Origin of the sequence: Streptomyces africanus (genome assembly GCF_030816955.1) — a bacterium.
Classification (GTDB): domain Bacteria; phylum Actinomycetota; class Actinomycetes; order Streptomycetales; family Streptomycetaceae; genus Streptomyces; species Streptomyces africanus.
In genome coordinates this window covers 2844286-2869999 of sequence record NZ_JAUSYP010000001.1, presented here as the reverse complement: position 1 = coordinate 2869999, position 25714 = coordinate 2844286, and the positions used below count along the sequence as shown (strand labels likewise).

22 protein-coding genes and 2 tRNA genes are annotated in these 25714 nt (G+C 71.0%); 20 read left to right on the top strand and 4 right to left on the bottom strand.

Annotation, left to right across the window (positions count from 1 at the left end):
• Positions 1-88: 88 nt before the first annotated feature.
• Together QF034_RS13300 and QF034_RS13295 are read left to right on the top strand one after the other, a co-directional pair.
• Complete coding sequence (locus QF034_RS13300; protein WP_307179871.1) at positions 89-2194, top strand: CDP-glycerol glycerophosphotransferase family protein; 2106 nt, start codon at positions 89-91, stop codon at positions 2192-2194.
• A 203-nt stretch (positions 2195-2397) separates the two neighbouring features.
• The gene (locus tag QF034_RS13295) at positions 2398-3606 is read left to right on the top strand and encodes a glycosyltransferase family 2 protein (protein WP_307175152.1); all 1209 of its coding nucleotides are present in this window, start codon (positions 2398-2400) and stop codon (positions 3604-3606) included.
• 84 nt (positions 3607-3690) lie between these two features.
• Here the strand turns inward: QF034_RS13295 and QF034_RS13290 are convergent, their stop codons facing one another.
• Positions 3691-5763 (bottom strand): CDP-glycerol glycerophosphotransferase family protein, encoded by a 2073-nt coding sequence (locus tag QF034_RS13290; protein ID WP_307179870.1) that lies wholly within the window; start codon positions 5761-5763, stop codon positions 3691-3693.
• 326 nt (positions 5764-6089) lie between these two features.
• On the opposite strand from QF034_RS13290, the gene proB reads away from it, so the two are divergent.
• The 5 genes from proB (at position 6090) to QF034_RS13265 (ending at position 10992) form a co-directional block, all read left to right on the top strand.
• Positions 6090-7196 (top strand): glutamate 5-kinase, encoded by a 1107-nt coding sequence (gene proB, locus QF034_RS13285; protein WP_307179869.1) that lies wholly within the window; start codon positions 6090-6092, stop codon positions 7194-7196.
• Between the two features lie 134 nt (positions 7197-7330).
• Complete coding sequence (locus tag QF034_RS13280) at positions 7331-7789, top strand: DUF8830 family protein (RefSeq protein ID WP_307179867.1); 459 nt, start codon at positions 7331-7333, stop codon at positions 7787-7789.
• Positions 7790-7897: 108 nt separating this feature from the next.
• Positions 7898-9184 (top strand): glutamate-5-semialdehyde dehydrogenase, encoded by a 1287-nt coding sequence (locus QF034_RS13275; protein WP_307175151.1) that lies wholly within the window; start codon positions 7898-7900, stop codon positions 9182-9184.
• 72 nt (positions 9185-9256) lie between these two features.
• Positions 9257-9832 carry an SCO2584 family spore wall biosynthesis protein gene (locus QF034_RS13270; RefSeq protein ID WP_442480574.1) on the top strand — a complete coding sequence of 192 codons (576 nt, stop codon included), beginning with the start codon at positions 9257-9259 and terminating at the stop codon, positions 9830-9832.
• An 89-nt stretch (positions 9833-9921) separates the two neighbouring features.
• A complete protein-coding gene (locus QF034_RS13265) occupies positions 9922-10992 on the top strand; it encodes an SCO2583 family membrane protein (RefSeq protein ID WP_307175149.1) in 1071 nt (356 codons plus the stop codon).
• Between the two features lie 66 nt (positions 10993-11058).
• On the opposite strand, the gene QF034_RS13260 is transcribed toward QF034_RS13265, so the two are convergent.
• Positions 11059-12195 (bottom strand): M48 family metallopeptidase, encoded by a 1137-nt coding sequence (locus QF034_RS13260; protein WP_307179866.1) that lies wholly within the window; start codon positions 12193-12195, stop codon positions 11059-11061.
• A gap of 125 nt (positions 12196-12320) precedes the next feature.
• On the opposite strand from QF034_RS13260, the gene QF034_RS13255 reads away from it, so the two are divergent.
• The 10 genes from QF034_RS13255 (at position 12321) to QF034_RS13210 (ending at position 17504) form a co-directional block, all read left to right on the top strand.
• On the top strand, positions 12321-12482 hold the full coding sequence (locus tag QF034_RS13255) for a hypothetical protein (RefSeq protein WP_307175148.1): 162 nt from the start codon (positions 12321-12323) through the stop codon (positions 12480-12482).
• 163 nt (positions 12483-12645) lie between these two features.
• On the top strand, positions 12646-12810 hold the full coding sequence (locus tag QF034_RS13250; RefSeq protein WP_010041970.1) for a hypothetical protein: 165 nt from the start codon (positions 12646-12648) through the stop codon (positions 12808-12810).
• A gap of 85 nt (positions 12811-12895) precedes the next feature.
• On the top strand, positions 12896-13639 hold the full coding sequence (gene nadD / locus QF034_RS13245; protein WP_086559311.1) for a nicotinate-nucleotide adenylyltransferase: 744 nt from the start codon (positions 12896-12898) through the stop codon (positions 13637-13639).
• A gap of 16 nt (positions 13640-13655) precedes the next feature.
• On the top strand, positions 13656-15335 hold the full coding sequence (locus QF034_RS13240; RefSeq protein WP_307175147.1) for an LCP family protein: 1680 nt from the start codon (positions 13656-13658) through the stop codon (positions 15333-15335).
• 104 nt (positions 15336-15439) lie between these two features.
• Positions 15440-15886 carry a ribosome silencing factor gene (gene rsfS, locus QF034_RS13235; RefSeq protein WP_307175146.1) on the top strand — a complete coding sequence of 149 codons (447 nt, stop codon included), beginning with the start codon at positions 15440-15442 and terminating at the stop codon, positions 15884-15886.
• Positions 15877-16548 carry a histidine phosphatase family protein gene (locus QF034_RS13230; RefSeq protein WP_307179865.1) on the top strand — a complete coding sequence of 224 codons (672 nt, stop codon included), beginning with the start codon at positions 15877-15879 and terminating at the stop codon, positions 16546-16548. Before rsfS ends, QF034_RS13230 begins: the two co-directional genes overlap by 10 nt.
• A gap of 75 nt (positions 16549-16623) precedes the next feature.
• Positions 16624-16696: transfer RNA gene (locus QF034_RS13225), tRNA-Ala, on the top strand.
• Positions 16697-16896: 200 nt separating this feature from the next.
• Positions 16897-17067, top strand: coding sequence for a hypothetical protein (locus tag QF034_RS13220; protein ID WP_107400425.1), 171 nt, complete (start codon positions 16897-16899; stop codon positions 17065-17067).
• A 3-nt stretch (positions 17068-17070) separates the two neighbouring features.
• Positions 17071-17304, top strand: coding sequence for a hypothetical protein (locus tag QF034_RS13215; protein ID WP_086559315.1), 234 nt, complete (start codon positions 17071-17073; stop codon positions 17302-17304).
• Between the two features lie 127 nt (positions 17305-17431).
• Positions 17432-17504, top strand: a tRNA-Ala gene (locus QF034_RS13210).
• 126 nt (positions 17505-17630) lie between these two features.
• Here the strand turns inward: QF034_RS13210 and QF034_RS13205 are convergent.
• Complete coding sequence (locus QF034_RS13205; RefSeq protein ID WP_059416958.1) at positions 17631-19247, bottom strand: NADH-quinone oxidoreductase subunit NuoF family protein; 1617 nt, start codon at positions 19245-19247, stop codon at positions 17631-17633.
• Positions 19244-20509: a ferric reductase-like transmembrane domain-containing protein gene (locus QF034_RS13200; protein ID WP_307175145.1), complete on the bottom strand. Its 1266-nt coding sequence runs from the start codon at positions 20507-20509 to the stop codon at positions 19244-19246. The genes QF034_RS13205 and QF034_RS13200 overlap by 4 nt, the downstream gene beginning before the upstream one ends.
• 467 nt (positions 20510-20976) lie before the next feature.
• Between QF034_RS13200 and leuS the strand changes: the two genes are divergently transcribed.
• From leuS to QF034_RS13185, 3 genes are all read left to right on the top strand, one after another.
• A complete protein-coding gene (leuS, locus tag QF034_RS13195) occupies positions 20977-23856 on the top strand; it encodes a leucine--tRNA ligase (RefSeq protein ID WP_307175144.1) in 2880 nt (959 codons plus the stop codon).
• A gap of 138 nt (positions 23857-23994) precedes the next feature.
• Positions 23995-24756 carry a hypothetical protein gene (locus QF034_RS13190; protein WP_307175142.1) on the top strand — a complete coding sequence of 254 codons (762 nt, stop codon included), beginning with the start codon at positions 23995-23997 and terminating at the stop codon, positions 24754-24756.
• A 72-nt stretch (positions 24757-24828) separates the two neighbouring features.
• Positions 24829-25674: a DegV family protein gene (locus QF034_RS13185; RefSeq protein WP_307175141.1), complete on the top strand. Its 846-nt coding sequence runs from the start codon at positions 24829-24831 to the stop codon at positions 25672-25674.
• Positions 25675-25714 lie beyond the last annotated feature (40 nt).

The following is a 25714-nucleotide window of genomic DNA, read 5'->3' as shown; positions in this document are numbered from 1 at the left end:
AGACCAGCCGCATTCTAGAACCAAGACCGGCACACCCCTCCCAAGAGCAGGTTTCTCCGTGATATCCACCGCTATTCGCGTCGCCCGGGTGGGCAGCGCGGCCCAGCTGGCCGCGGCGGTCCTCATGATGCTGGGCTTCCCCTGCCTCATGCTGGCCGCGCTCGTCCCGAGCGTCCCCGCCTTCGCGGCAGCGGCCGCCGTGACGTACCTGGCGGACCACTATCTGCACCGCAAGGGCAGCTACCTGATCAACCGCCTCAGCAAGGTGCGGGCCGGCCTGTCGATCCGCTTCCTGATCCGGCAGCTGCTCCTCGTCCTGCTGCTGGCCCGGCTGTCCCTCGCGGACAACCTGATCTACTACGGGGCGATCGCCTGCTTCATCGCCTTCTACGGTCTGCAGGCCCCGCACGGCGCGCTGGTCCAGCTGATCCGCAACCGCCGCCGCATGCCGGTCGCCACCCGCAACGTCGACCTGAAGTCGCGCATCCGCATCCCGGACGCCCCGCCGCGCCGGCTGCTGCACCGCTCCGCCGAGAAGATGCTGCACCTCGACCTCTTCGCGGTCGCCGGCATCCTGCTCGCCGCGCAGGTGAAGTCCTCCCTCGTCGGCTTCGTCGGCATCGGCATCACGGTGGCCGTCGCCACCCTGTACGTCCTGGCGCTCATGCCGTACGTCCGCGGCCGGAAGGTTCCGCCGAACGCCGAGAAGGTGCTGGCCGCCGTCGACGACTGGCTGGGCGAGTACAAGCCGGAGACGGTCCTGTACTTCTCCGGTTCCAAGGACTCCGCGTACCAGGTGAACATGTGGCTGGACACCATGGAGAAGCTGGACTCCAAGCCGCTGATCATCCTGCGTGAGCGGGCCATCCTGAACAACCTCGCACCGACCACGGTCCCCGTCATCTGCGTGCCCGGAGGGGTGCACCTGATGAACATGGACCTGTCCACGGTGCGGGTCGCGCTTTACGCGGCGAACGTCGGCAAGAACATCCACATGCTGCGCGTGCCCACCATCAAGCACGTCTTCATCGGCCACGGCGACAGCGACAAGCTCGCCAGCGTCAACCCGTTCAGCAAGGTCTACGACGAGGTGTGGACGGCCGGCCGCGCGGGCCGCGACCGCTACGCCATCGCCGACGTCGGTGTCCGCGACGACGACATCGTCGAGGTCGGCCGCCCGCAGCTCGCCCCGATCCAGACCTGGCAGGGCGTCCCCGAGGGGCCCCGCGGCGGAGCCGCTGATGGACGCTGCCCGACCGTCCTGTACGCCCCCACCTGGGAGGGCTGGGACGACAACCCCGGCAACACCTCGATCCTGCTGGCCGGCGAGAACATCGTGCAGAAGCTCGTCACGGCCGACCCGCCCGTGCGCGTCCTGTACAAGCCGCACCCCTTCACCGGCACGCGCAGCAAGGACGCCAAGGCCGCCCACCAGCGCATCACCGCCCTGGTCCGGCAGGCCGCCGCCGAGCGTGCCGCCGACGCGCGCTTCGTCACCGACAGCGCCGCCCAGGCGCAGGCCAAGAGCGAGCTGGCCCGGATCGAGGCCCGGATCGCCCAGCTGGTCGGCAACGGCGGCGACAAGGGCCGCGACGAGGCCGAGGCCACCCGTGACGGGCAGGTCGACATCGCCCGGCACGAGGAGGTCGCCCGGCTGCGCGCCGAGTGGAACGACGCCTACTGGCGTTCCTTCCCCACCTGGGAGCACCGCGTCATCACCGGCGCCGAGCCGCGGCTGTACGACTGCTTCAACGTCTCCGACGCGATGGTCTCCGACATCTCCAGCGTGGTGTCCGACTTCATCGCGAGCGGCAAGCCGTACGCGGTCACGGACTCCGCGGAGGTGGGCGCCGAGGAGTTCAAGCGGAACAACACGGCCGTGCGTGCCGCGGTGATCCTGTCCAACAGCGCGGACGAGCTGGGCGAGCTGCTGAGTGCCGTCCGCGACCCGGCCGCCGATCCGCTGGCGGAGGACCGCAAGGAGCTCAAGCAGTACCTGCTGGGCCCGGACGAGCCGGCCTCCATCGACCAGTTCAACACCGCCGTCGCGAACCTCGCGCTCAAGGCCGAGACGCGCAACGTCGGCCAGGAGTCACGGGTCGCGGCCGCCACGGCCGAGTCGGAACTGGCGAACGCCGTGCCCGGGCAGCGGGTGTCCTCCGCCGGTGACACGGACGGTGTCGGCACGGCCTGAACCGCCGCCGCCTGCTTCAGAGTTCGGCCCCCGAGGAGTCTCCTCGGGGGCCGAACTCTTTCCCGTCCCCGCTTCCTGTCGGTTCGTCATGTGAGGTGACTCACTAACACGTGTGATCGAGGCAACCGCTTGCCCCGATCACCCGTCTACCAAGTAGCGAATGAGGCGATACGGGGGGAATATCCCATTGACTAGGGGGAAACGTGACCGTTGCGCAGCCTGATGTGAGTGTGATCATCGGTGCGTACGAAGCGATGCCGTACCTGATCGAGTGCCTCTCGTCCGTCGAGGCACAGACCATCGATCCGGAGCGCATCGAGGTCATCGCGGTGGACGACGGATCGACGGACGGTACGGGGGAGTACCTGGAGGAGTTCGCCGAGCGCGCTCCGATGCGCGTGCTGGTGATCCGGCAGGAGAACTCCGGCGGCCCCAGCGGCCCGCGCAACGTCGGTCTGGCCAAGGCGACCGGGCGTTACGTCTTCTTCCTCGACGCCGACGACCGGCTGGGCCCCGAGGCCCTGGAGCGGATGGTCGCCATGGCCGACCGCGCCGGCACGGACGTCGTCCTCGGCAAGGTCGAGGGCGTCAACCGCTCGGCACCGAAGTCCATGTGGGGCAAGACGGTGGAGCGCACGGACGTCTACTCCTCCAACATCAAGTTCACGCTCAGCGCGCAGAAGCTGTTCCGCCGCGCGCTGCTCGACCGGCACGGCATGCGGTTCGACGAGTCGCTGTTCACCGGCGAGGACGCCCTGTTCACGATGGAGGCGTACCTGCGGGCGGACGGCGTCTCCGTGGTCGCCGACCACACCTGCTACTACCTGGTGGGCCGTGACGACGGCAAGCACGTGACGAAGAGCGGCAGTTACACGCTGCGCTTCGACTCCGCGCGAGCCCTGATGAACCTCATCGCCGAGCTCGTCCCCGCGGGCGGCCGGCGAGACCAGCTGATGGTCCGGCCGTTCCTCGTCACGCTGCTGCCGCAGTTCGGGCCCAAGTACCTGACGGACAGCGAGGAGATACGCCGCCACAAGTTCGAGCTGGCCAAACCGCTGATGGACGCGTACTGGACCGAGGGCGTCGCCCAGCGCCTCAAGGTCCACGAGCGGCTGCGGCTGCACCTGGTCGCCGAGCAGCGGCCCGAACTGCTGCTGGACGTCGTGAAGTTCGTCAAGGCCAAGAAGCAGGCGGCGGCCCTGCTGGAGAAGAAGGGCCGCCGCGTCTACCTGGTCTATCCGCACTTCCGCGACCGCGCGGCGGGCATCCCCGACTCGGTGTACCTCGCCGAGCCGCGCGAGGCCCGCGCCTTCCCGGGCTACCGCGAGGGCGGCGTCGACACGTTCGTCCGCCGGGCGGTGCGCAAGGCGCGGCGAGCGCTGACAGCGCGTGAGGTGCGGCAGGCGGCTTGAACGCGGGCGCGGGGCCGGTGGGGTGATCGCCCACGGCCCCGCGTTCGGCCGGTCGGTTCGCCGGCTGGTCGGTCGTGTGTGCTGCTAGCGCGGTGCCGCCGTAGACAGGCCCGCCCCGCCGCTCGCCGGCTCCGTGCGCTGGCCGGGCAGTTCCGCTGCCGGCCGCTCCGCCGCCAGGCGCTCCGCCACCCGAGCCCGGTGGTCCCGGGCCTGAGCGCACAGGGCCTGTACGGCCGCGTTGAAGCGCTCCTGCGACGGCGGATCGGCCGGGCCCAGCAGGCGCAGCTTCAACGCGGCGCGTGCCTCGGCCAGGGTGTCCTTCTCCGGGTGCCGGACCGTCTCCAGCAGGCTCGGCACCCCGGCCGCGTCCGGCGTCAGCACGGTCGCCGCCGCCACCGTCGGGAACGCCGTACGGAAGACCTCCTCGGGCAGCCCGCTGGTGTTCGCCACCGCGTACGGTTTCTCACTCGCCAGGAAGTCGCTGATCACGCTCGACACGTCACTGATCAGCAGGTCGGCCACGTTGAAGCAGGAGTACAGCGCGGGCCGGGCGTCCGTGATGATCTGGTGCTCGCCCTCCGGCAGCGAGGCCCAGTACGCCTCCTCCCAGGCCGCCGTCGCCCGTGCCACCGCCTTGGCGCGGCCCGGCTCCGGCGCCGACTGGACGAGCATCCGCTCCAGTGTGTCGGCCCCGGCCCGGAAGTCGGCCGTGGTGAGCCGGTCCAGCTCCTCGGTGAGACGGGCGAGTCCGGCACCGGCCGTAGGGCGACGCGCGCCCGTGCGCTCCCGGTTGGCCGCCCGGATCAGCTCCCGGATCCGCAGATCGGCCGCGCCCGCGCGCGGGTCCACCGAACCCGTCAGCGGATGCGGCTTGTACAGCAGCCGCACGCCCGGGTCCGCGAGCAGCGCCCGCACCAGGTTCTCCCCGGCCGCGATCACCGACGTGTTGCCGGGGTTGCCGTCCCAGCCCTCCCAGGTCGGTGCGTACAGCACGGTGGTCCACGACCCGGCCGGCGGGCCCGCGTAGGGGAGCACGCCGTCCAGTTGCGGGCGGCCCGTCTCCACCACGTCCTTGTCCTCGACACCCACCTCGGCCAGCGCGTAGCGCTCGCGCGCGGCGGGACCGGCCACCCAGACCTCGTCGTACGCCTTCGCGTACGGGTTGCACGAGGACAGCTTGTCGCTCTCGCCGTGGTTGACGAAGGTGTGCCTGATCGTGGGGATGCGCAGCACCTGGGAGGTCTTGCCGGAGTTCGACGGGTGGATGAGGACCTGGAGCGTGGAGTGCTCCAGACGCATCAGCGTCGACACCTTCGGCAGGCAGACGATCGGGATGTCCGTCGCCGCGATCTTCTGCACCATGAACCGCTCGCGCAGCACGATGACCGGCTTCCCGTCGAGCCCCGCGAGCGGCTCCAGCCACATGTTCGCCTGGTAGGCCGAGGAGGCCCCGCCGGAGAAGTACAGGCCCACGGTCGGCCGGTACTCGGCCAGCCACGCGTCGAACCAGTCGAGCACCTCCTGCTCGCCGGCCGGGCGGCGTCCCGGGAGCAGCCGGAAGAGCAGTGCGCCGAGGCCGGTCAGCGCGAGCGCGAGGGAGAGCGCGATGCCCGCGGCGGCGAACAGCGGCTCGTCGCCCTGCGCGGCGGCCAGCAGCCCGGCCGTCGCCGGCAGGCCGAACACCAGGAGCCGGTGGCCGGGGCGGCGCAGCAGCACGGCCGGGGCCGGGGACAGCCGCAGGGCCGAGGCGTCGATGTTCCGGGTCACCACCGGCAGGGTGCGGGTCCGGCGCACCAGCACGGAGAGCGCCTGGATCGCGCAGTGCAGCACGTAGAAGGCGAGCAGAGCGGCTACGAGCGGGGCGTACACCGTCTCCCGGTCCTGCTCGCCGAGCCGCAGCAGAACCACGACCAGCAGCAGGTCCCGCAGGACGTGCCGCACGGTGATGTCCGCGTGCGACTTGGCGAACAGCGACAGCACCCCGCGCTGCCACCGGTACAGGACACCCTCGGTGGCCAGGGAGACGGTGGTCGCGGCGAGCAGCAGGGGGACGTGGGGGAACAGCGCCGCGAACGCCTGAGCGGCGAACGCGGCGGCCAGGACGATGGTGACCAGCCCCTTCAGCAGGGCCGGTGGGCGGGGAAGAGGTAGGGGCACTGCGGTCACTCCAGGAGCGTCGGGTCGGCGCGGCGCAGGTCGGCCGTCCGGGTTAACGTGCGGCGACCTCCTGACGACACGCGTGTGTCGTCAAGGCGTGGGGGTGGCTGCCGTCCCGCGTGTCGTCGGACCGTAGCGGAAGATCACGTTCCTGTCGTGGGGTGGGGTGGCACCGAAGCAGGGCGACGGCGCTCCCGTGACGTGAGCAGCACCGTCCGTAGCGTGGACCGGCGCCGCGCCCGGCCCGCCCGTCCCGTAGATTTCCTGGTGAGCGAACGGATCGACGCGAGGGGACGGACGGCGACGTGGCAGGGGCAAGGCAGGCCGTGGGCGAGGCCCGCAGGATCGTCGTCAAGGTCGGGTCCTCCTCGCTGACCACCGCCTCGGGCGGCCTCGACGCGGACCGCGTGGACGCGCTGGTGGACGTGCTCGCCAAGATCCGCAGCGGCGGGGAGCGGGAGATCGTCCTGGTCTCCTCGGGCGCCATCGCGGCCGGCCTCGCCCCGCTGGGCCTGCGCCGCCGCCCCAGGGACCTCGCCCGCCAGCAGGCCGCCGCCAGCGTCGGCCAGGGCCTGCTGGTCGCCCGCTACACCGCCTCCTTCGCCCGCTACGGCGTCGGCGTCGGCCAGGTGCTCCTGACCTCCGACGACATGAGCCGCCGCGCCCACCACCGCAACGCCTCCCGCACCCTGGACAAGCTGCTCGCGATGGGCGCGTTCCCGATCGTCAACGAGAACGACACCGTCGCCACGGACGAGATCCGCTTCGGCGACAACGACCGCCTCGCCGCCCTCGTCGCCCACCTCGTCCGCGCCGACCTGCTGGTCCTGCTGTCCGACGTGGACGGCGTCTACGACGGCGACCCCGGCAAGCCCGGCACCTCCCGCATCGCCGAGGTGCGCGGCCCGTCCGATCTCGCGGGCGTCGAGATCGGCAGCGCGGGCAAGGCCGGCGTCGGCACCGGCGGCATGGTCACCAAGGTCGAGGCCGCCCGCATCGCCGCCGCCGCCGGCATCCCCGTCGTGCTGACCAGCGCCGTCCACGCGGCCGACGCCCTGACCGGCCAGGACACCGGAACCTTCTTCCACCCCACCGGCAAGCGCTCCGCGGACCGGCTGCTGTGGCTCCAGCACGCCTCTACCCCGCAGGGCGCCCTCACCCTGGACGACGGCGCCGTCCAGGCCGTCGTGGAGCGCCGCAAGTCGCTGCTGCCGGCCGGCATCGCCGCCGTCGAGGGCGAGTTCAGCGCCGGCGACCCGGTCGAGCTGCGCGACGACACGGGGCACGCCGTGGCCCGCGGGCTCGTCAACTTCGACGCCAAGGAGATCCCCCGGCTGATCGGCCGCTCCACCCGCGAACTCGCCCGTGAACTCGGACCCGCGTACGAGCGCGAGGTCGTACACAGGGACGACCTGGTGCTCCTGCACCCGTAATGTGTCGAAACATCCGACCCCGGTGGTGGACGTTCCGCAAAACCGCCCCGCGATCTCCCGCGGCCTGCTCAACTTTGTCTCGGGGACATGTTCCGCAGCAGCGCCACAGTGCAAAGGAGGCCGTCGTGAGACGAGTGCGCCCTGGGGCCGCGGCGTCCCGTGGTGGTACCGGCTCCCGTGCGGCCGGTGAGGAGCGGGCCCTGACGAGCGTGGCAGCGGGGGACCGCTTCGAGGGCGAGCAGCCCGGTGACACCCCGCGCCTGTGGCACGTCACCCTCAGCGTCTCCGGCAAGGAGGCCCCGCTCCCCGAGCTCCGGCGCGCCCTGGAACAGCTCGCCCACGACCATCCCTTCCTCCTGACCAGCCGATACGCGGTCGACCACGCGGAGATCCGCTACTGGGAGGAGGCCCGCGACCTGCACGACGCGGCCGCCGTCGCCCTGCGCCTGTGGGGCGAGCACCGGCAGACCGCCGGGCTGCCGCCCTGGGAGATCGTCGGCCTGGAGGTCATCGACCGCGCGACCTACCACCAGCGCATCGCCGAGGGGTACGGGCCCCCGCCGGCGTCGCCGGTCGGAGTCCATCCGTTCTGACCGGGTCCGGCGGGTGTTCCGGCCCGTGCCCCGGGAGCTGTCTCGGGAAGTGTCTCGGGGTGTGGAACGCGCCGTGAACGGTCCCGCCCGGCACACTACGCTTCCCTTATGACCACGCTTTCGCCGTACGACTCCATGTCCCCGGTCACCGAGGCCGCCTACCGCGCCAAGGCCGCCGCCGCGAGCCTCGCGCCGCTGCCGCGGGCCGACAAGGACGACGCGCTGCTCGCCATCGCCGACGCGCTGGAGGTCCGCACGAGCGAGATCGTCGAGGCCAACGCCAAGGACGTGGCCAAAGCCCGCGAGGCCGGCACCAGCGAGGGCATGATCGACCGGCTCACGCTCACCCCCGAGCGGATCCGTGCCATCGCCTCCGACGTGCGCGACGTTGCCGCGCTGCCCGACCCGGTCGGCGAGGTCGTGCGCGGCTCCACGCTGCCCAACGGCATCGACCTGCGCCAGGTCCGCGTGCCGCTCGGTGTCGTCGGCATCATCTACGAGGGCAGGCCGAACGTCACCGTCGACGCCGCCGCCCTCTGCCTGAAGTCCGGCAACGCCGTCCTGCTGCGCGGCTCCTCCTCGGCGTACCAGTCGAACACCGCGCTCGTGCGCGTCCTGCGCGACGCCGTGGGCGGGGCCGGGCTGCCCGCCGACGCCATCCAGCTCGTGCCCGGCGAGAGCCGCGACAGCGTGCGCGAGCTGATGCGCGCCCGCGGCCTGGTCGACGTGCTCATCCCGCGCGGCGGAGCCTCCCTGATCAACACGGTCGTCCAGGAGTCCGTCGTCCCGGTCATCGAGACCGGCACCGGCAACTGCCACGTCTACGTCGACGCCCAGGCCGACCTCGACATGGCCGTCGAGATCCTGATCAACTCCAAGGCCCAGCGCGTGGGCGTCTGCAACGCCGCCGAGACGCTGCTGGTCCACCAGGACATCGCCGCCGAGTTCCTGCCGCGCGCCCTGGACGCCCTCGCGGAGGCCGGGGTCACCGTGCACGCCGACGAGCGCGTGCAGGCCTACGCCAAGGACTCCAAGGCCACCGTCGTCGAGGCGACGGCCGAGGACTGGGAGACGGAGTATCTGTCGTACGACATCGCCGCGGCCGTCGTGGACTCGCTGGACAAGGCCGTCGAGCACATCCGGCTGTGGACCTCCGGCCACACCGAGGCCATCGTCACGACCTCCCAGCAGGCCGCCCGCCGCTTCACCCAGCTGGTCGACTCGACCACGGTCGCGGTCAACGCCTCCACCCGCTTCACCGACGGCGGCCAGTTCGGCTTCGGCGCGGAGATCGGCATCTCCACGCAGAAGCTGCACGCCCGCGGCCCGATGGGGCTGCCCGAGCTGACCAGCACGAAGTACATCGTCACCGGCGACGGGCACGTGCGGCGCTGAACGCCGTCTCAACCGGCGGATGAATCTCCATACCGTCTGCCCAAAATGACCCCCCAGGTCTACTCTGGAACCGTGCCGGAGGACGTGGGGGGCACGCCGTTTCCTGACGGCCGGGAGCCCGACGACGACCACGACCGCGGGGTGTCGGACGAAGAGTTCGCCTCCGTGGTCTTCGACGAGGCCTTCGTACGCGCGGCCGTGGTGCACGAGCCGACCGCCGTGGAGCGCCTCCTGGCCGCCGCCAAGGCGAGAGCCGAGGCCTCCGAGGCGGAGGCGCGCCGCGCCCACTCCCGAGGCGAGCGGTACGACGAGGGGTACGGTCCGGACGGGCACGGCGATTTCGGCCATGATCCCGACCTGGACGAGCTGGACGACCCCGACATCCTCGAGGACCGCTACGGCGGCACGGGTCCGTACTCCAAACAGGTCCGCTGGCACCGCCCCGTCGCCTGGCTGCTCGCCCTCGTGATGGGCATCGGCATGGTCGCGCTGGCCTTCACGGCGGTCTACCGGGGCGCGTCCTCCAACCGCGAGGACCCCGTGCCGGCGCCCACCTCCACGGGGCTGGAACAGGGCAGCGGGGCGGCTCCCTCCGCATCCGCCGAGTACTCCCCGCCGGCGGTCTCGGTGATCCCGCGCAACCCCTGACCTGAACTCGCCGTTCCTGGTGAGGACCTGTCAGAACTTGTGGTGCGGCCGGGCGTTTACCCGAGCTTCCGGAGACCTACCCTGAAGATATGGGCGGGCCTGGAGACCCACCTGAGGGGACACCCGAGGGCGCCCCCGGAGGTGGAGAGGACGAGTATCGATCCGTCGTCTTCGACGAGTCGTTCGTCCGGGCTGCCCGCCTCAAGGAGTACTCCGCGCAGGAGCGCATCGGCGACCACGCGCCCGCCGTACGCCGCGCGGCGCCCCTGCGCCGGGGCCTGTCCCGGCAGGCGCTGGTCCTGGTCCTGCTGATAGCCGTCGCCTTCGGCACCGCGATCTACATGGGTGTACGGCACCCCTACCAGACCCCCGCCGCCCGGGAATCCGCCGAGCCCCTGCGGATGACCGTGATCCCGCTCGTCCCCGAGGGCAAGGTGCCCGGCACGGCCGACGCGGCGCACCTGTACGAGCGCAGCCCCGCCGCACAGTTCAAAAGCGGCGCGGAGGGCGTGCCGCTGCCCGCCTCGCGGCGCACCGCGCACTTCTCGGACAGCCAGGTCGTCAGCGCCCTGACCACCGCCAAGGACTACGTCGTCCGCTCCGCACTCGACCCGGACGTGCTCATGGGCGGTGAGGTCCGCGCCGTCCGCGTCCTGCTGGACCCCGACCAGCTGGACCAGTTCGACCAGAGCTTCGCCCGTCCCACCGCGGACGGACGCCACGCGCCCACCGGCTGGCTCGTCCGCTTCGACCCCTCCCGCGCCGAGCTGGCCGACCGCAGGGTGCGGGTCCAGGGCACGCTCCAGGCCGCCGAGGTCGACTCGTCCACGCTGGAGGTCACCGCCGACCACACGCTCGTGTACGCGCTGCGGCCGGCCCGGGCCGGCGGCAAGGCCGAGGCGTCCCTGTTCACCGTCCGGCGCGAGCTGCACTTCCGCTTCGACCGCGACGACCTGCGCCTGCACCAGGGCCAGCTCGTCGTCTCCTACGTCCAGGCCGGCCCGCTCTCCTGCGCCGAGGACTCCACGAGCCACCTGCGGCCCCTCCTGGCCGGCCAGACGGCCAAGGAAGGCGGCCCCGCCGGCACGGACCCCTATGCCACGGGCAGCGCCACGGCCCTGTGCGGCACGCTGGCGACGAGCGCGCAGCCGAGGGTGTGAGGCGGCTTCCAGGGCAGTGTTTCCCGGGCGTACGTCCAGGGCGTACCCAGGGCGTGTGTGGGCGCCTCAGCTGCCGTCGCGCGGCGGCTGGTCGTCGCCCGGGGAGTCCGAGGAGGAGTCCGACGGGCCCGGTGACTCGGGGCCCCGGGGCGGCTTCTGGCCCGGGCTCGTGAAGCCGCCGAAGCCCCGGCGGACGCGGTCGCCCAGATCGCCGGCGCCGCCGGCGAGGTCCGTGACCAGCTTCATCAGCGGATCCTTGGAGCTCTTCACATGGGTCGAGTAGTGGTTCGCCGACTCCCGCCAGGAGTCCCGCACCGAGGTGTCCTTGTCCTCGTCGCGCCTGGGATAGTGGCCGTCCATGATCCGCTGGTAGTCCCGCGACTCGGCCCACTTCTTCAGCTCGGCCGCCCGCACGGTGGTGAAGGGGTGGGAGCGCGGAAGCACGTTCAGGATCTTCAGCACCGAGTCGCGCAGGTCGCCCCCGGCCTCGTACTCCTCGGCCTGGGCGAGGAACGCGTCCACGTTCATCTCGTGCAGGTGGTTGCCGCCCGCGATCTTCATCAGACCCCGCATGGACGCCTGAAGATCCTGCCCGACCAGCAGCCCCGCCCGGTCCGCGGACAGCTCCGACTTGCGGAACCACTCCCGCAGCCCGGTCACGATCGCCATGATCGCGAGGTTGCCCAGCGGGATCCAGGCGACCCGGACGGCGAGGCTGGTCAGGAACAGCAGGATGGTCCGGTAGACGGAGTGCCCGGACAGCGCGTGCCCCACCTCGTGCCCGATGACCGCCCGCATCTCCTCCTCGTCGAGCAGCTCGACGAGCCCCGTCGTGACGACGATGATCGGCTCGTCCAGGCCGATGCACATCGCGTTCGGCTGCGGGTCCTGGTTCACGTACATCGGCGGGACCTTCTCCAGGTCCAGGATGTAGCAGGCGTCCCGCAGCATCACGTTCAGATGCGAGAACTGCTGGTCCGACACCCGCACCGAGTCGGACAGGAACAGCAGCCGCAGACTGCGCTCGGGCAGCAGGCCGCTGAGCGCCTTGAACACCGTGTCGAAACCGCTCAGCTTGCGCAGGGCCACCAGGGCGGAGCGGTCGGCCGGGTGCTCGTACGTACGCGAGGAGATTCCGGGGAAGCGCCTGCGCTGCCTGCTCGGCACGTGCTCGTGCCCGTTGTGCTCGTGGCCGTCGGACATGTCTTCCCCCATGTGCGTCTGTATGACCTTTGCGGCCCCTTGTGCGGCCTTTTGCTTCCCCGAGGCAGAGCCCAGCCTAGGCGGAGTTACGGTGGTCGGGCAGTACAGCGAAGGAGACCACCGCCATGGAGCACCACCCCGCAGCCGCCTGGCTCGCCGAGGCCGCGACCGCCGCCGGGCGGCAAGGGGGACCGGGGATGCTGCGGTACGTACTGCTCGTGATGATCGTGGGCTGTGTGCTGGCCGCGTGGTTCCTGCTGCGTGGCTACAGACGGAAGGACGACTGAGCCACCGGGAAGGTTCCCCGCCGGGCCCCGGGACCGGGCCGGGCGGGAGGGCCCGCCGGCTCCGTGTCACAAACAGACGGAGTCGGGGTGATCGCGGTCGGGGCGCCCGCTTACGATGAGCCGACGTCTTTAACCCGCCCACACGCGATAGGTCCTGCCGAAGATGAGCTTCCACAGCACCGCTGCCCAGTTGGTCACCCTCGCCGCCGAGGGCGAGGAGCACGGCGGTAACCACGAGAGCCTCAGCCCCTACCTCACCGGTGGCGGCGCCCTCTTCGCCCTGCTGCTCCTGCTGTGGATCACCACCCGCTTCAACCGCGACCGCTGAGCCCGGCCGGGCGCCCCGCGCCGGGGCGCCCCGGGGACCACGGGGCGGCCGGAGCCCTCAGGCAAGGCCGGTAGGGTCTGCACGCATGGGAGAGCAGGACATGCCTACCGGTCCGGCGAACGAGACGCCGCACGACCCGGCACAGGACACGGCGAGCGGCACCGAGCGACACTCGGAGCCCCGGCGTGCCGCCACGGCGCACCGCCAGATCGACGGCCCCGGAAACGGCCGGCCCCAGCCGGGCAAGCGCCGCCTCGGCGTCATGGGCGGCACCTTCGACCCGATCCACCACGGGCACCTGGTGGCGGCCAGCGAGGTCGCCGCGGCGTTCCACCTCGACGAGGTGGTCTTCGTCCCGACCGGCCAGCCCTGGCAGAAGAGCCACCGCAAGGTCTCCCCGGCCGAGGACCGCTACCTGATGACGGTCATCGCGACCGCGGAGAACCCGCAGTTCTCCGTGAGCCGCATCGACATCGACCGCGGCGGCCCCACCTACACCGTGGACACGCTGCGCGACCTGCGCGCGCTCAACCCCGACACGGACCTGTTCTTCATCACCGGCGCCGACGCGCTCTCCCAGATCCTCACCTGGCGGGACAGCGAGGAACTGATCTCCCTCGCGCACTTCATCGGGGTCACCCGGCCGGGCCACCACCTGAACGACCCAGGACTCCCGGAGGGCGGTGTCTCGCTCGTCGAGGTGCCCGCCCTCGCCATCTCCTCCACGGACTGCCGTGCGAGAGTCGCCAAGGGCGACCCCATCTGGTACTTGGTGCCGGACGGAGTCGTGCGCTATATCGACAAGCGCGAGCTGTACCGCGGCGAGTGAGCCGAGAGGGGCACCGGTGAACGACCGATACGACCCGGGGTACGGGGGCGACCAGTACGAACTCGTCGGCTACGACGAGTACGGCCGGCCTGTCTACCGGCAGGTCCAGACCCAGCAGCAGGCGTACGACCCGTACGCCCAGCAGCAACAGCAGGGCTACGGCTACGACCCGTACGCCACGGCCGGGCAGCAGTCCCCGCCCGCGTACGACTACGGCACGGGCGGGCAGGCCGGCTACGGCCCTTACGACCCCTACGCCGCCGGGCAGCAGGGCGGCACCGCGTCTCGCGAGCCCTATGGCCAGGCCGCGGCCGGCGCCGGTACGGCCCGGCAGCCCCGCGTCGCCGAACAGACCGCCCACATCCCCCAGCAGGCGGGCCCGGCCGACGACGAGGACCTCCGAGGCGGCCCCCAGCGGGATTACCACACCGAGCAGTTCGCCTTCGTCGAGGAGCCCGACGACAACTCCGAAGACGTCATCGACTGGCTGAAGTTCACCGAGAACCGCACCGAGCGCCGCGAGGAGGCCCGGCGCCGCGCCCGCAGCCGGATCGTCGCCCTGGTCGTCGTCCTCGCGCTCGCCGCGGTCGGCGGCGTCGGTTACCTCTGGTACGCGGGGAAGCTGCCCGGCCTGCCCTCCGACGACTCCGCGACGGGCACGGCGACGGCCGCGGGCGCCCAGAAGCGCGACGTGATCGTCGTCCACCTGCACGACACCAAGGGCGGCGGCACCGCCACGGCCCTCCTCGTCGACAACACCACCACCAAGCGGGGCACCACCGTCCTGCTGCCCAACTCCCTCGCCCTGACCAGCGACGACGGCACCACGACGACGCTCGCCAAGTCGGTCGAGGACGACGGCTCCGACGGCACCCGCGACGCGCTCGACACGGTCCTCGGCACCGACATCGAGGGCACCTGGCGCCTGGACACCCCCTACCTGCAGAACCTCGTCGACCTCATCGGCAACATCGACGTGGACACCAACGCCGAGGTCCCCGACCCCGACGCCAAGAAGAAGGGCGAGGCCCCCCTGGTCAGCAAGGGCAAGGCCCAGACTCTCAGCGGCAAGATGGCCGTCGCCTACGCCACCTACCGCGCACCCGGCGAGGCCCAGGACGCCCAGCTGGAGCGCTTCGGACAGGTCCTGCAGGGCGTCCTGCGCAAGATGTCCTCCGACCCGCAGGCCGCGACGACCACGATCCAGACCCTGGCGCAGATCCTGGACCCGTCCCTGACCGACAAGGACCTCGGTTCCTTCCTCGCCGGGCTCTCCGACCTCGCCAAGGGCGGCGACTACCGGACGGACCTGCTGCCCGTCCAGGCCGACGGCACGCTCAGCGCCCAGGCCGGTGCGGGCGTGGTCGAGAACGTCCTCGGCGGCACGGCCAAGAGCCCCGACAAGGACGCCGCCGTCAGCGTCTCCGTCCAGAACGCCAGCGGCGTGAAGGACAACACGGAGAAGGCCCGCGTCGTGCTCCTCAACGGCGGCTTCACCTTCCTGGAGGGCGGCACGGCCGGCTCCGCCCGGGCCACGTCCAAGGTCACCTACGCCGACGCAGCGGACAAGGCCAACGCGGCCGAGGTCGCCAAGACCCTGGGCCTGCCCGCGGGCTCCGTCACCAAGGGCCGGATCTCGGCGAGCGCCGACGTCGCCGTCGTCCTCGGCCAGGACTACAAGCCGTCGTCCGACTAGCCGGCAGGAGTGTGCTCCCCACGTGGTCCACGCAATCGCGTGGGGGGCGCGCGGCGGTCCGTGAGACCCTTGGGGGCAAGTGCCCGCCGACCGAAAGCCTTGTAGTGACCGTGACCGACCGCTCTCACGAGCTGATCAACACCGCCGCCCAGGCGGCCGCCGACAAGCTGGCCCACGACATCGTCGCCTACGACGTCAGTGACGTGCTGTCCATCACGGACGCCTTCCTGCTGGCCTCCGCACCCAACGACCGCCAGGTCAAGGCGATCGTCGACGAGATCGAGGAGCGCCTCAACAAGGAACTCGGCGCCAAGCCGGTGCGCCGCGAGGGCGACCGTGAAGCACGCTGGGTGCTGCTCGACTACGTCGACATCGTCGTCCACGTCCAGCACAGCGAGGAGCGCGTCTTCTACGCCCTGGAGCGGCTGTGGAAGGACTGCCCCGAGCTGGAGCTCCCCGAGGACGCCAAGGCCACCCGCGGCAAGGCCGAGGAGCACGCCAAGCTGCAAGCGGCCGAGGAGGCGGCGGAGCTGGACGGTGACTGGCGGTGACCTCCAGTGAGGCGTCCGCCGGCAAGGGCCGGGGCCGCCGCATCATCCTCTGGCGGCACGGGCAGACCGCGTGGAACGTGGAGCGCCGCTTCCAGGGCACCACGGACGTCGAGCTCACCGAGACCGGCGTCGCCCAGGCCCGGCGCGCGGCCCGGCTGCTGGTCGCCCTGAAGCCGGACGCGATCGTCGCGTCCGACCTGAAGCGGGCCGCGAACACGGCCGCCGAACTCGCCGCGCTCACGGATCTCGACGTGACCCACGACGAGGCGCTGCGCGAGACCTACGCGGGCGCCTGGCAGGGTCTGACGCACGAAGAGATCATCGCCCGGTACGACGCCGAGTACACCGCGTGGAAGCGCGGCGAGCCGGTGCGCCGCGGTGGGGGCGAGCTGGAGACCGAGGTCGCCGACCGCGCCGCCCCCGTGGTGCTGCGGCACGCCGAGAAGCTTCCCCAGGACGGCACGCTCGTGGTGGTCAGCCACGGCGGCACCATCCGCACCACCATCGGCCGCCTCCTCGCCCTGGACTCCCACAACTGGGAGAGCCTCGGCGGACTCTCCAACTGCTGCTGGTCCGTCCTCGGTGAAGGCGCCCGCGGCTGGCGCCTGCTGGAGCACAACGCCGGCACCCTGCCGGAACCGGTGCTCGGCGACGACGACTGACCCCCGGATTTCACTTTCCGGCAGGTCGCAGGCTAAAGTTCTTCTTGTTCGCCCGGCCCGCCGGGAAGAACACGAGGGGCTATAGCTCAGTTGGTAGAGCGCCTGCATGGCATGCAGGAGGTCAGGAGTTCAATTCTCCTTAGCTCCACGCGAAGATCCCGTTCCCGTCAGGGGGCGGGATTTTTCATGCTCCCTCTTGAGTCACCGGGGCACCCTGAGGCGTATACCTCTACGGCCCCGCCGGGTTGCCGTGTCCGGACTGGTACTGAGGCGTCGCTGACCGTATTGGTCCGGTCGTGGCAGAATCAAACGGCCGGAAGGGGGCGCGGCCCGACGGGAGGAGTAGCGATGCCTGCGAGCATCCAGGAGGTCGACCACCTCCTCGGAGCAGCATTCACACGGGACATGTCCACCCGCCTCAGCTGCCCTTCCTGCGGATCCGCGCACGTGGCCCAGATGCTCGGCGACAACGGCGGGATCTCCTACGTGTGCACGGCCTGCGGCCACAGCTGGAGCTGATCGATGGGTGCACACAGGCGGAAATGCGACTGGTGTGGCAGCGGGACTCCGATCGTCCGCGACATGGAGCCGATCAATCCCGACTACCAGTACTGGTGCGAGGAGTGCGCGCGGGCGCTGATCATAAAGGGCGACCCGATCGTGACGTACCGCGAGCTGGAGGGCGAGCCGATCTACGGTCGGCTTCTGGAGGAGCACTGCACGCTCAAGCGGTTCTATTCGTTCGTCACGGCATAGCCCCGCAAGGCCGGTGCGAATCCGGCATAACGGGCATCTTCGTGCGAGGCGAAATCGATTTGGTGTTGGGCCCGGAGGACCAGTAATGTTGGCGTCGCCGCCGGGGAAACCCGGAGGGGCGCAGCAAGGGGCTATAGCTCAGTTGGTAGAGCGCCTGCATGGCATGCAGGAGGTCAGGAGTTCAATTCTCCTTAGCTCCACAGCAGATGAGAAGAAGGCGGGCCATCCGATCGGATGGCCCGCCTTCTTCGTGTGCGGTGCCCGTGCGTGTGTCCGTATACGCCTACGGCGGGCTCCCCTGGGGGAAGCCCGCCGTACGCGTCTGGTCAGCGGCCGAGAGCGCGGCGGCCGCGGCCCTGGGACAGGACCGGGAGGTTGCGGGACGGCGCGCCGCCCTGAGCGCGCGTGTCCTCCTCGATCCGCAGGGCCAGCGCGGGGCAGCGGCGCACCGCGCGGAGAGCCTTGGCCTCGGCGTACCGCGGCACCTGTGCCTGCGCCACGGTGGGGAAGCCGTCGGCGCCGAGCTGGAACACCTCGGGGAGGATGTCCGCGCACAGGCCGTGGCCCCGGCACAGCGTCCAGTCGACGTAGATCTTCTGGCGGCTGGGGCCGTTCTCCTCGGACTCGCCGCCGCCCGGGATGCCCGTAGGGGCCCTGCCGCCCTCGAAGAGCGGCAGCACGCCCTCCACGGGCCGTCCGCAGCCGTTCCCGAGGACGTGGGCGGCCAGGTCGTCGGTGAAAGCCTTGATGGTCGACTCGATGAACATCGCAGAGCCGTCCGGGTGCGAGCACGCGCCGCGCCGCTTCACGTTCTTGGCGACCTGCTTGAGGGCCTCCAGGGCGGCCGGTCCGCCGCCGTTGAGGATGTCCTCCAGACCGCGCGCGGCGGCCGGCAGGCCGAGGTAGCAGGGGCCGCACTGGCCCGCGCTCTCCTCCGCCAGCCACTGGGCGACGCGCAGTGACTCGCCCAGCGGGCAGGTGTCCTGAGTGATCGGCAGGATCGCGCCGGCGCCGAGCGCACCGCCCACGGCGTCCAGGGAGTTGCGCGAGACGATCGCCTCGTTGACCGTCGCCGCGTCGATCCACTTGCCGTGGTAGCCGCCGGTGAGCACGCCCTGGGGCACCGGCGGGGCGCCGGCGAGCTGGAGGACGTAGCGCAGCGGCACGCCCGTCGGGACCTCGATCACCATGGGGCGGGCGACCGCACCGGAGACCGTGAGCATGACCGTGCCCGGCTCGTCGTACAGGCCGGTGTTGCCGTAGCGCTCCGGGCCGATGCGGGCGGCGATGGCCAGTTGGGCGAAGGTCTCGGCGTTGGACAGCAATGTGGGCGCCCCGCCGACGCCGTTCTGCGAGGCGCTGACCTTGCGGCCCGGCGGGATGGCCGGGCCGCCGTCGATGGAGCGGATCAGCGACGCGGCGGCGCCGGTGACCATACGGACCGGGTTGCGCTGCACACGCGCGCGGAGAGCCGATCTGCGGCCGTTGCTGAGCCCGCGTTCGGCGAGCGCGGCCTCCATCGAGCGCTGGGTCGACTCACGGGTGACCCCCACCACGAGCGTGCGGGCACCCAGGGCCTCGGCGCACAGCAGCGCGCCGTCCAGGATCAGATGCGGAGCGCGGTTGATCAGCACCGTGTCCTTGCGGCAGGCCGGCTCGTCCTCGCTTCCGTTCACGACGACGACCGGCCGGACGCCGCGCTTGATCGCCGCCTCGGCGACCGAGCGCAGCTTCTTGTGGAAGGGGAAACCCGCGCCGCCGCGGCCCTTCAGGTTGATGCGTTCGGCGAGTTGCGCGAGCTGCTCGCCGCCCATCGGCTCCAGCGGCCCGTGCACCTTCAGGTGCATGGGCAGATCGAGCCGATCGACAAGGTCGAAGCCAGACGTGAGCTGGGGAAGACCGACCACGCGGACTTCGGGTACGTCAGGCAAAGCCTCGTTCACTTAAAGCCTCCGGAAGGCGTGTTCCAAGGTTCGCCCGATCCCGGTGCGTCGAAGTCGTAGGACGCACCGGGCAGTGTTTCAGTGGCGGGACCGCTGTTGTACGTGTCGTTCGGGTAGTACGTGTCGTAGACGGCGTTCGTCTCACCCGTGTCGTACACGTCACTCGATCCATAGCCGGCGGTGCCTGGATTGCCATAGGCCGGGATGCTTTGTCCGGTGTCCTGCAGGGGGTCGTAGGGCGGGATGTTGAAGCCCGTGTCCTGGAGCGGGTCGTAGGCCGACGGCGGGGCCTCGCCGACCGGCGGCGGGGACGGGATCGGCCAGTTGCCCGAGGTGCTGGAGGGGCCGTCCACGGTCGGGATGGTCTGGGTGGGCTGCATGTCCAGCGGCAGTTCCGTGCGGTCGGTCGGCCCCGGAGCGAACGCCTGCTGGCCCAGGGGCGGGCTCGAGACGGCCCGGTAGGCCGCGGCGAAGCCGTTCGTGGACTCCTGCGGCGCGGCGCGCTCCGCCTTCTCGTATAGCGGCCCCGAGGAGGAGGCCGCGGCCCCCACGGGCACGTCCCGGCTCTCGTAGCCGGGCAGCGCGGAGCCCGTGCCCGCCCGGGCCCGGCTCTCCTCCAGGTCCCTGCGTCCCAGGCCCTCCCCGGGGCCGATGAACTGGACGAACTTGTCGGCGACCTTGCGCTTGACCGGGCGCGGAGCGGCGCGCAGGGCGAGGGCTCCGGCCACACCGGCCAGGGACAGGCAGTACAGGATGACGAAGATCGGCTTGGCCGAGCGACCCGCGTAGAGGCCGTGGACCAGGGCGGCGCACCAGGCCGGGTAGGCCAGCATGTGCATGGCCCGCCAGCGGGCCGCGACGGGCGCCGGGGACGCGAAACGGTTGCGCAGCACGCCCGTGACGCCCACGAAGATCATGAGCATGCTGGCCAGGGTGCCGAGGCCGACGAGGAACGACCGGCCCATGAGCTCGTCGTTGTCGCTGGCGATGAGCCCGAAGGGGATGAACACCGCGACCCACGTGGTGTGGGCGAGCGCCAGTTTGACCCCGATGTGCACCAGGAGGAAGACGATCGAGGCGACCGCCGTGGTCCGGTGCACGGCCTGCGCCAGGATGCGCCTGCGCGTGTCCAGCAGGATCCGGTCCTGGGCGACCAGCCCCCAGATCACCGAGCAGGAAAGGCACACGAGGGCCAGCACGCCGGCGCCGAAGTTGAGGAAGTCGGCGAACGAGTCGTCCACGGTGGAGTCGTAGTTCGTCACGGCCGGCCTCCCCGCATCCCGGTGACCGGGTGTAGCGAGGTGTTACTGCGATGAGGGTTCATGGGGGCAACTCCGAGCGGTTCGGGAAAGCGGTCCCGCTGCCGCACTCTAAGCGGCGCCATACCGATGGGTACGAGGTTTGAGTTATTGCGTTGTTATCAAAGGACAATGTGGCTGTTGTGATGTCCCTTAGCGGCTGTTACGCGAAGTAACTTTTGACCCTCGTTCAGCTTTTTTGGGTGCGGGACGGCCCCCCGGAAGCGCGTCGCGGCGCGCTGGGGGGCTGCGGTACCCTAACGCCATGCGTGCCGTACGCCTTCTGCTTAGCGGGCCGCGCTGATCAGTCCCGGCCACCGGACGAGTCGAGTGGCCGGAATCGGCGCGGCGTCCCCTCCTGTGCGAGGGGATTTTTCGTTTCTCGAACGACACAGCCGCAGGCAGAGACGATCGATGGAGCTTTGAGGATCATGAGCGAGACGAACCCCGCTGCCGCCTCCGAGGTGGCAGCGCCGCACCGCTACACGGCCGCGACGGCTGCCGAGATCGAAGCACGCTGGCAGGACTTCTGGGACGCCGACGGCACCTACGGCGCGCCCAACCCCAAGGGCGACCTGGCGGGCGACCGGGAGACCGCCGCCAAGCCCAAGAAATTCATCATGGACATGTTCCCGTACCCCTCGGGTGCGGGCCTGCACGTCGGCCACCCGCTGGGCTACATCGCCACGGACGTCTTCGCCCGCTTCCAGCGCATGACCGGCCACAACGTCCTGCACACCCTGGGCTTCGACGCCTTCGGCCTGCCCGCCGAGCAGTACGCGGTGCAGACCGGCACGCACCCGCGCGTGTCCACCGAAGCCAACATGGAGAACATGAAGTCCCAGCTGCGCCGGCTGGGCCTGGGCCACGACAAGCGCCGGTCGTTCGCCACGATCGACCCGGAGTACTACAAGTGGACCCAGTGGATCTTCCTGCAGATCTTCAACTCCTGGTACGACCACGAGGCGAGGAAGGCCCGCCCGATCTCCGAGCTGATCGACCAGTTCGAGTCGGGTGAGCGGCCCGTACCGGGCCACACGCGCGCGTGGAGCGAGCTGAGCGCCGCCGAGAAGGCCGACGTCCTGGGCGAGTTCCGGCTGGCCTACGCCTCGGACGCGCCGGTCAACTGGTGCCCCGGGCTGGGCACGGTGCTGGCCAACGAGGAGGTCACCGCCGACGGCCGTTCCGAGCGCGGCAACTTCCCGGTCTTCAAGGCCAAGCTGCGCCAGTGGAACATGCGCATCACGGCCTACGCCGACCGCCTGCTGGAGGACCTGGAGGAGCTGGACTGGCCCGAGGCCATCAAGCTGCAGCAGCGCAACTGGATCGGCCGCTCCGAGGGCGCCCGCGTCGACTTCCCCATCGACGGCGAGCGCATCACCGTCTTCACCACCCGCCCGGACACCCTGTTCGGCGCGACCTACATGGTGCTGGCGCCCGAGCACCCGCTGGTCGAGAAGTTCACCCCGGCCGCCTGGCCGGAGGGCACCCACGAGGTGTGGACCGGCGGCCACGCGACCCCCGGGGAGGCCGTCGCCGCCTACCGCGCGCAGGCCGCGTCCAAGTCCGACGTGGAGCGGCAGGCCGAGGCCAAGGACAAGACCGGTGTCTTCATCGGCGCGTACGCGACCAACCCGGTCAACGGCGAACAGGTCCCGGTCTTCATCGCCGACTACGTGCTGATGGGCTACGGCACCGGCGCGATCATGGCCGTTCCGGCCGGTGACCAGCGCGACTTCGAGTTCGCCCGCGCCTTCGAGCTGCCGATCACCTGCATCGTCGAGCCGACCGACGGCCGCGGTACGGACACCGCGACGTGGGAGGACGCCTTCTCCTCCTACGACGCCAAGATCATCAACTCGTCGAACGACGAGGTCAGCCTGGACGGCCTGGGCGTCGCCGAGGCCAAGGCGCGCATCACCGAATGGCTGGAAAGCAAGGGCATCGGCGCGGGCACCGTCAACTTCCGGCTGCGCGACTGGCTGTTCAGCCGGCAGCGCTACTGGGGCGAGCCCTTCCCGATCGTCTACGACGAGGACGGCATCGCCCACGCGCTGCCCGAGTCGATGCTGCCCCTGGAGCTGCCCGAGGTCGAGGACTACTCGCCGCGCACCTTCGACCCGGACGACGCCGACACCCAGCCCGAGACGCCGCTGTCCCGCAACGAGGACTGGGTCAACGTCACCCTGGACCTGGGCGACGGCCGTGGTCCGCGCCCGTTCCGCCGCGAGACCAACACCATGCCCAACTGGGCCGGTTCCTGCTGGTACGAGCTGCGCTACCTGGACCCGCACAACTCCGAGAAGCTGGTCGACCCGGAGATCGAGCGGTACTGGATGGGCCCGCGCGAGGGCCGGCCGCACGGCGGTGTGGACCTGTACGTCGGCGGCGCCGAGCACGCCGTGCTGCACCTGCTGTACGCCCGCTTCTGGTCCAAGGTGCTGTACGACCTGGGGCACATCTCCTCGGCCGAGCCGTTCCACAAGCTGTTCAACCAGGGCATGATCCAGGCCTACGTCTACCGCGACAGCCGTGGCATCGCGGTGCCGGCCGCCGAGGTGGAGGAGCGCGACGGCGCCTACTACTACCAGGGCGAGAAGGTCTCCCGGCTGCTGGGCAAGATGGGCAAGTCCCTGAAGAACGCGGTCACTCCGGACGAGATCTGCGACGAGTACGGCGCCGACACGCTGCGGCTGTACGAGATGGCGATGGGCCCGCTGGACGTCTCCCGGCCCTGGGACACGCGCGCGGTGGTGGGCCAGTTCCGGCTGCTGCAGCGGCTGTGGCGCAACATCGTCGACGAGGCGACCGGCGAGGTGACCGTCGTCGACGCCGAGCCGGACGAGGAGACGCTGCGCGCCCTGCACAAGGCGATCGACGGTGTGCGCGGGGACCTGGAGGGCATGCGGTTCAACACCGCCATCGCCAAGGTCACCGAGCTGAACAACCACCTGACCAAGGCGGGCGGGCCGGTGTCGCGGTCCGTCGCCGAGCCGCTGGTGCTGATGGTCGCGCCGCTGGCCCCGCACATCGCCGAGGAGCTGTGGCGCAAGCTGGGGCACGAGGACTCGGTGGTCCACCAGGACTTCCCGGTGGCCGACCCGGCGTACGTGGTCGACGAGACCGTGACCTGCGTCGTGCAGATCAAGGGCAAGGTCAAGGCGCGGCTGGAGGTCTCGCCGTCGATCGCCGAGGACGAGCTGGAGAAGGTCGCCCTGGCCGACGAGAAGGTCGTCGCCGCGCTGGGCGGGGCCGGGATCCGGAAGGTGATCGTGCGGGCGCCGAAGCTGGTGAACATCGTTCCGGCGTAAGCGCGGGGCCTGACAGGCCTCCATCAGGGTGGTCCCCTACGGGCAGGTTCGGGGTTTTTCTGGAACTCCGGGCCTGCCTGTTGCGTTTACCGTTGAAGAGCGGCGTGAGATGTGCCGAGACGCCCTGAGGAGGAGCCGGTGGAAGCAGTGATCGCAGTATTCGCTCTGCTCTTCGTGCTCTTTCTAGGGCTGGGGGCGTACGCCACGGTGAAGGTGGTCGGCGCCGCCAAGCGCGGCGTGGACCGCGGCCTCACACAGGCCCGCCGCACGGTCGAGGACCACACCCTGCGCGCCAAGTCCTTCGCCCAGCCGGGCGCCGCGGGAGAACTCGCCCAACTCCGGCTGAAACTGCGTACGTCGATGCGTGCCACCCAGGAAGCGCTGCACGCGGCCGTCGCCGAGGACTCGTCCCTGAAGGAGTCCGTCGGCCTCTTCGAACGGCTCAGTGCGCATGGTCACGAGCTGGACGACGAGCTGAAACGCCTGGAGTCCGAGCCCGACCGCGCCGCGCTCGCCGAGCGGCTGCCCGAGCTGCGGGAGCGCACCGAACGCATCACCCATTCCGCGGACTCCCTGCGCTGGGCGGCTCGCGACCGCGCCCGCCGCTTCGCGGACGACGACCTGGACTCGCTCAGCGCCCAGATCGACCTGGAGTCGGGGGCCCTGCGGCACTGGATGACGGAGCCGGAGTCCCGGCCCGCCGCCTCGCCGAAGCCGCAGTCCGCCGCGACGCCCTGGCCCGAGGCTCCCGCCGCCGATGCCGCCACGGCCGGGCAGACCTGGCCGGAGACGCCGCAGTCGAGCCCGGCGCACGAGCCGGCACGGCCCGCCATCAGCCCGTCGGCACCGCGCCCGACCTACCCCTGGCAGAAGAAGCCCCGCCCCGAGAGCACCACTTGATCCGGCCACTCGCGTCACAGGGCACGGGGGCCGGGCTGCCGCACGGGCACTACGGCAGGTAACCTCCAGCTCATGTCCCGCCATGTCGCGATCGTCACCGATTCAACGGCCTACCTGCCGGCCCGGACGATGGAGCGCCACGGCATCACAGCGGTACCTCTGACCGTCGTCCTCGGCGACCGGGCGCTGGAGGAGGGCACCGAGATCTCGACCCGTGCCCTCGCCCAGGCTTTGCAGAAGCGGCGCCCGGTGACGACCTCGCGGCCCGGCCCCGCCCTCTTCGAGGAGACCTACCGCAAGGTCGCCGAGTCCGGTGCCACCGGCATCGTCTCCCTCCATCTCTCCGCCGAGCTCTCCGGTACGTACGACGCGGCCGTCGTCGCCGCGCGGCAGGCGCCGGTGCCCGTGCGGGTGGTGGACACCGGCATGATCGCGATGGCGCTCGGCTTCTGCGCGCTCTCCGCGGCTCAGACCGCGGAGTCGGGCGGCACGATGGACGAGGCCGTCACAGCCGCGGAGAAGCGGGCCGCGGGCACGTCCGCCTACTTCTACGTCGACACCCTCGACTATCTGCGCCGCGGCGGCCGTATCGGTGCCGCGCAGGCCCTGCTGGGCTCGGCGCTCGCGGTGAAGCCGCTGCTGCAACTGGCCGACGGCCGCATCGAACCGCTGGAGAAGGTGCGGACCGCGTCCAAGGCGATCGCCCGTCTGGAGGAGATCGCGGCCGAGCGTGCGGGCAGCGCCCAGGTCGACGTCGCCGTCCACCATCTCGCCGCCCCGGACCGGGCGTCGGCCCTCGCCGACCGGCTGCGGGCACGGGTGCCCGGGCTTGCCGATCTGCATGTCAGCGAGGTCGGGGCGGTGATCGGGGCGCACACGGGGCCCGGGTTGCTGGGGGTCGTGGTTTCGCCGCAGTGAACGGTCACAGCGGGCCCTGATCGCCCGTGTGAGTGGCCGC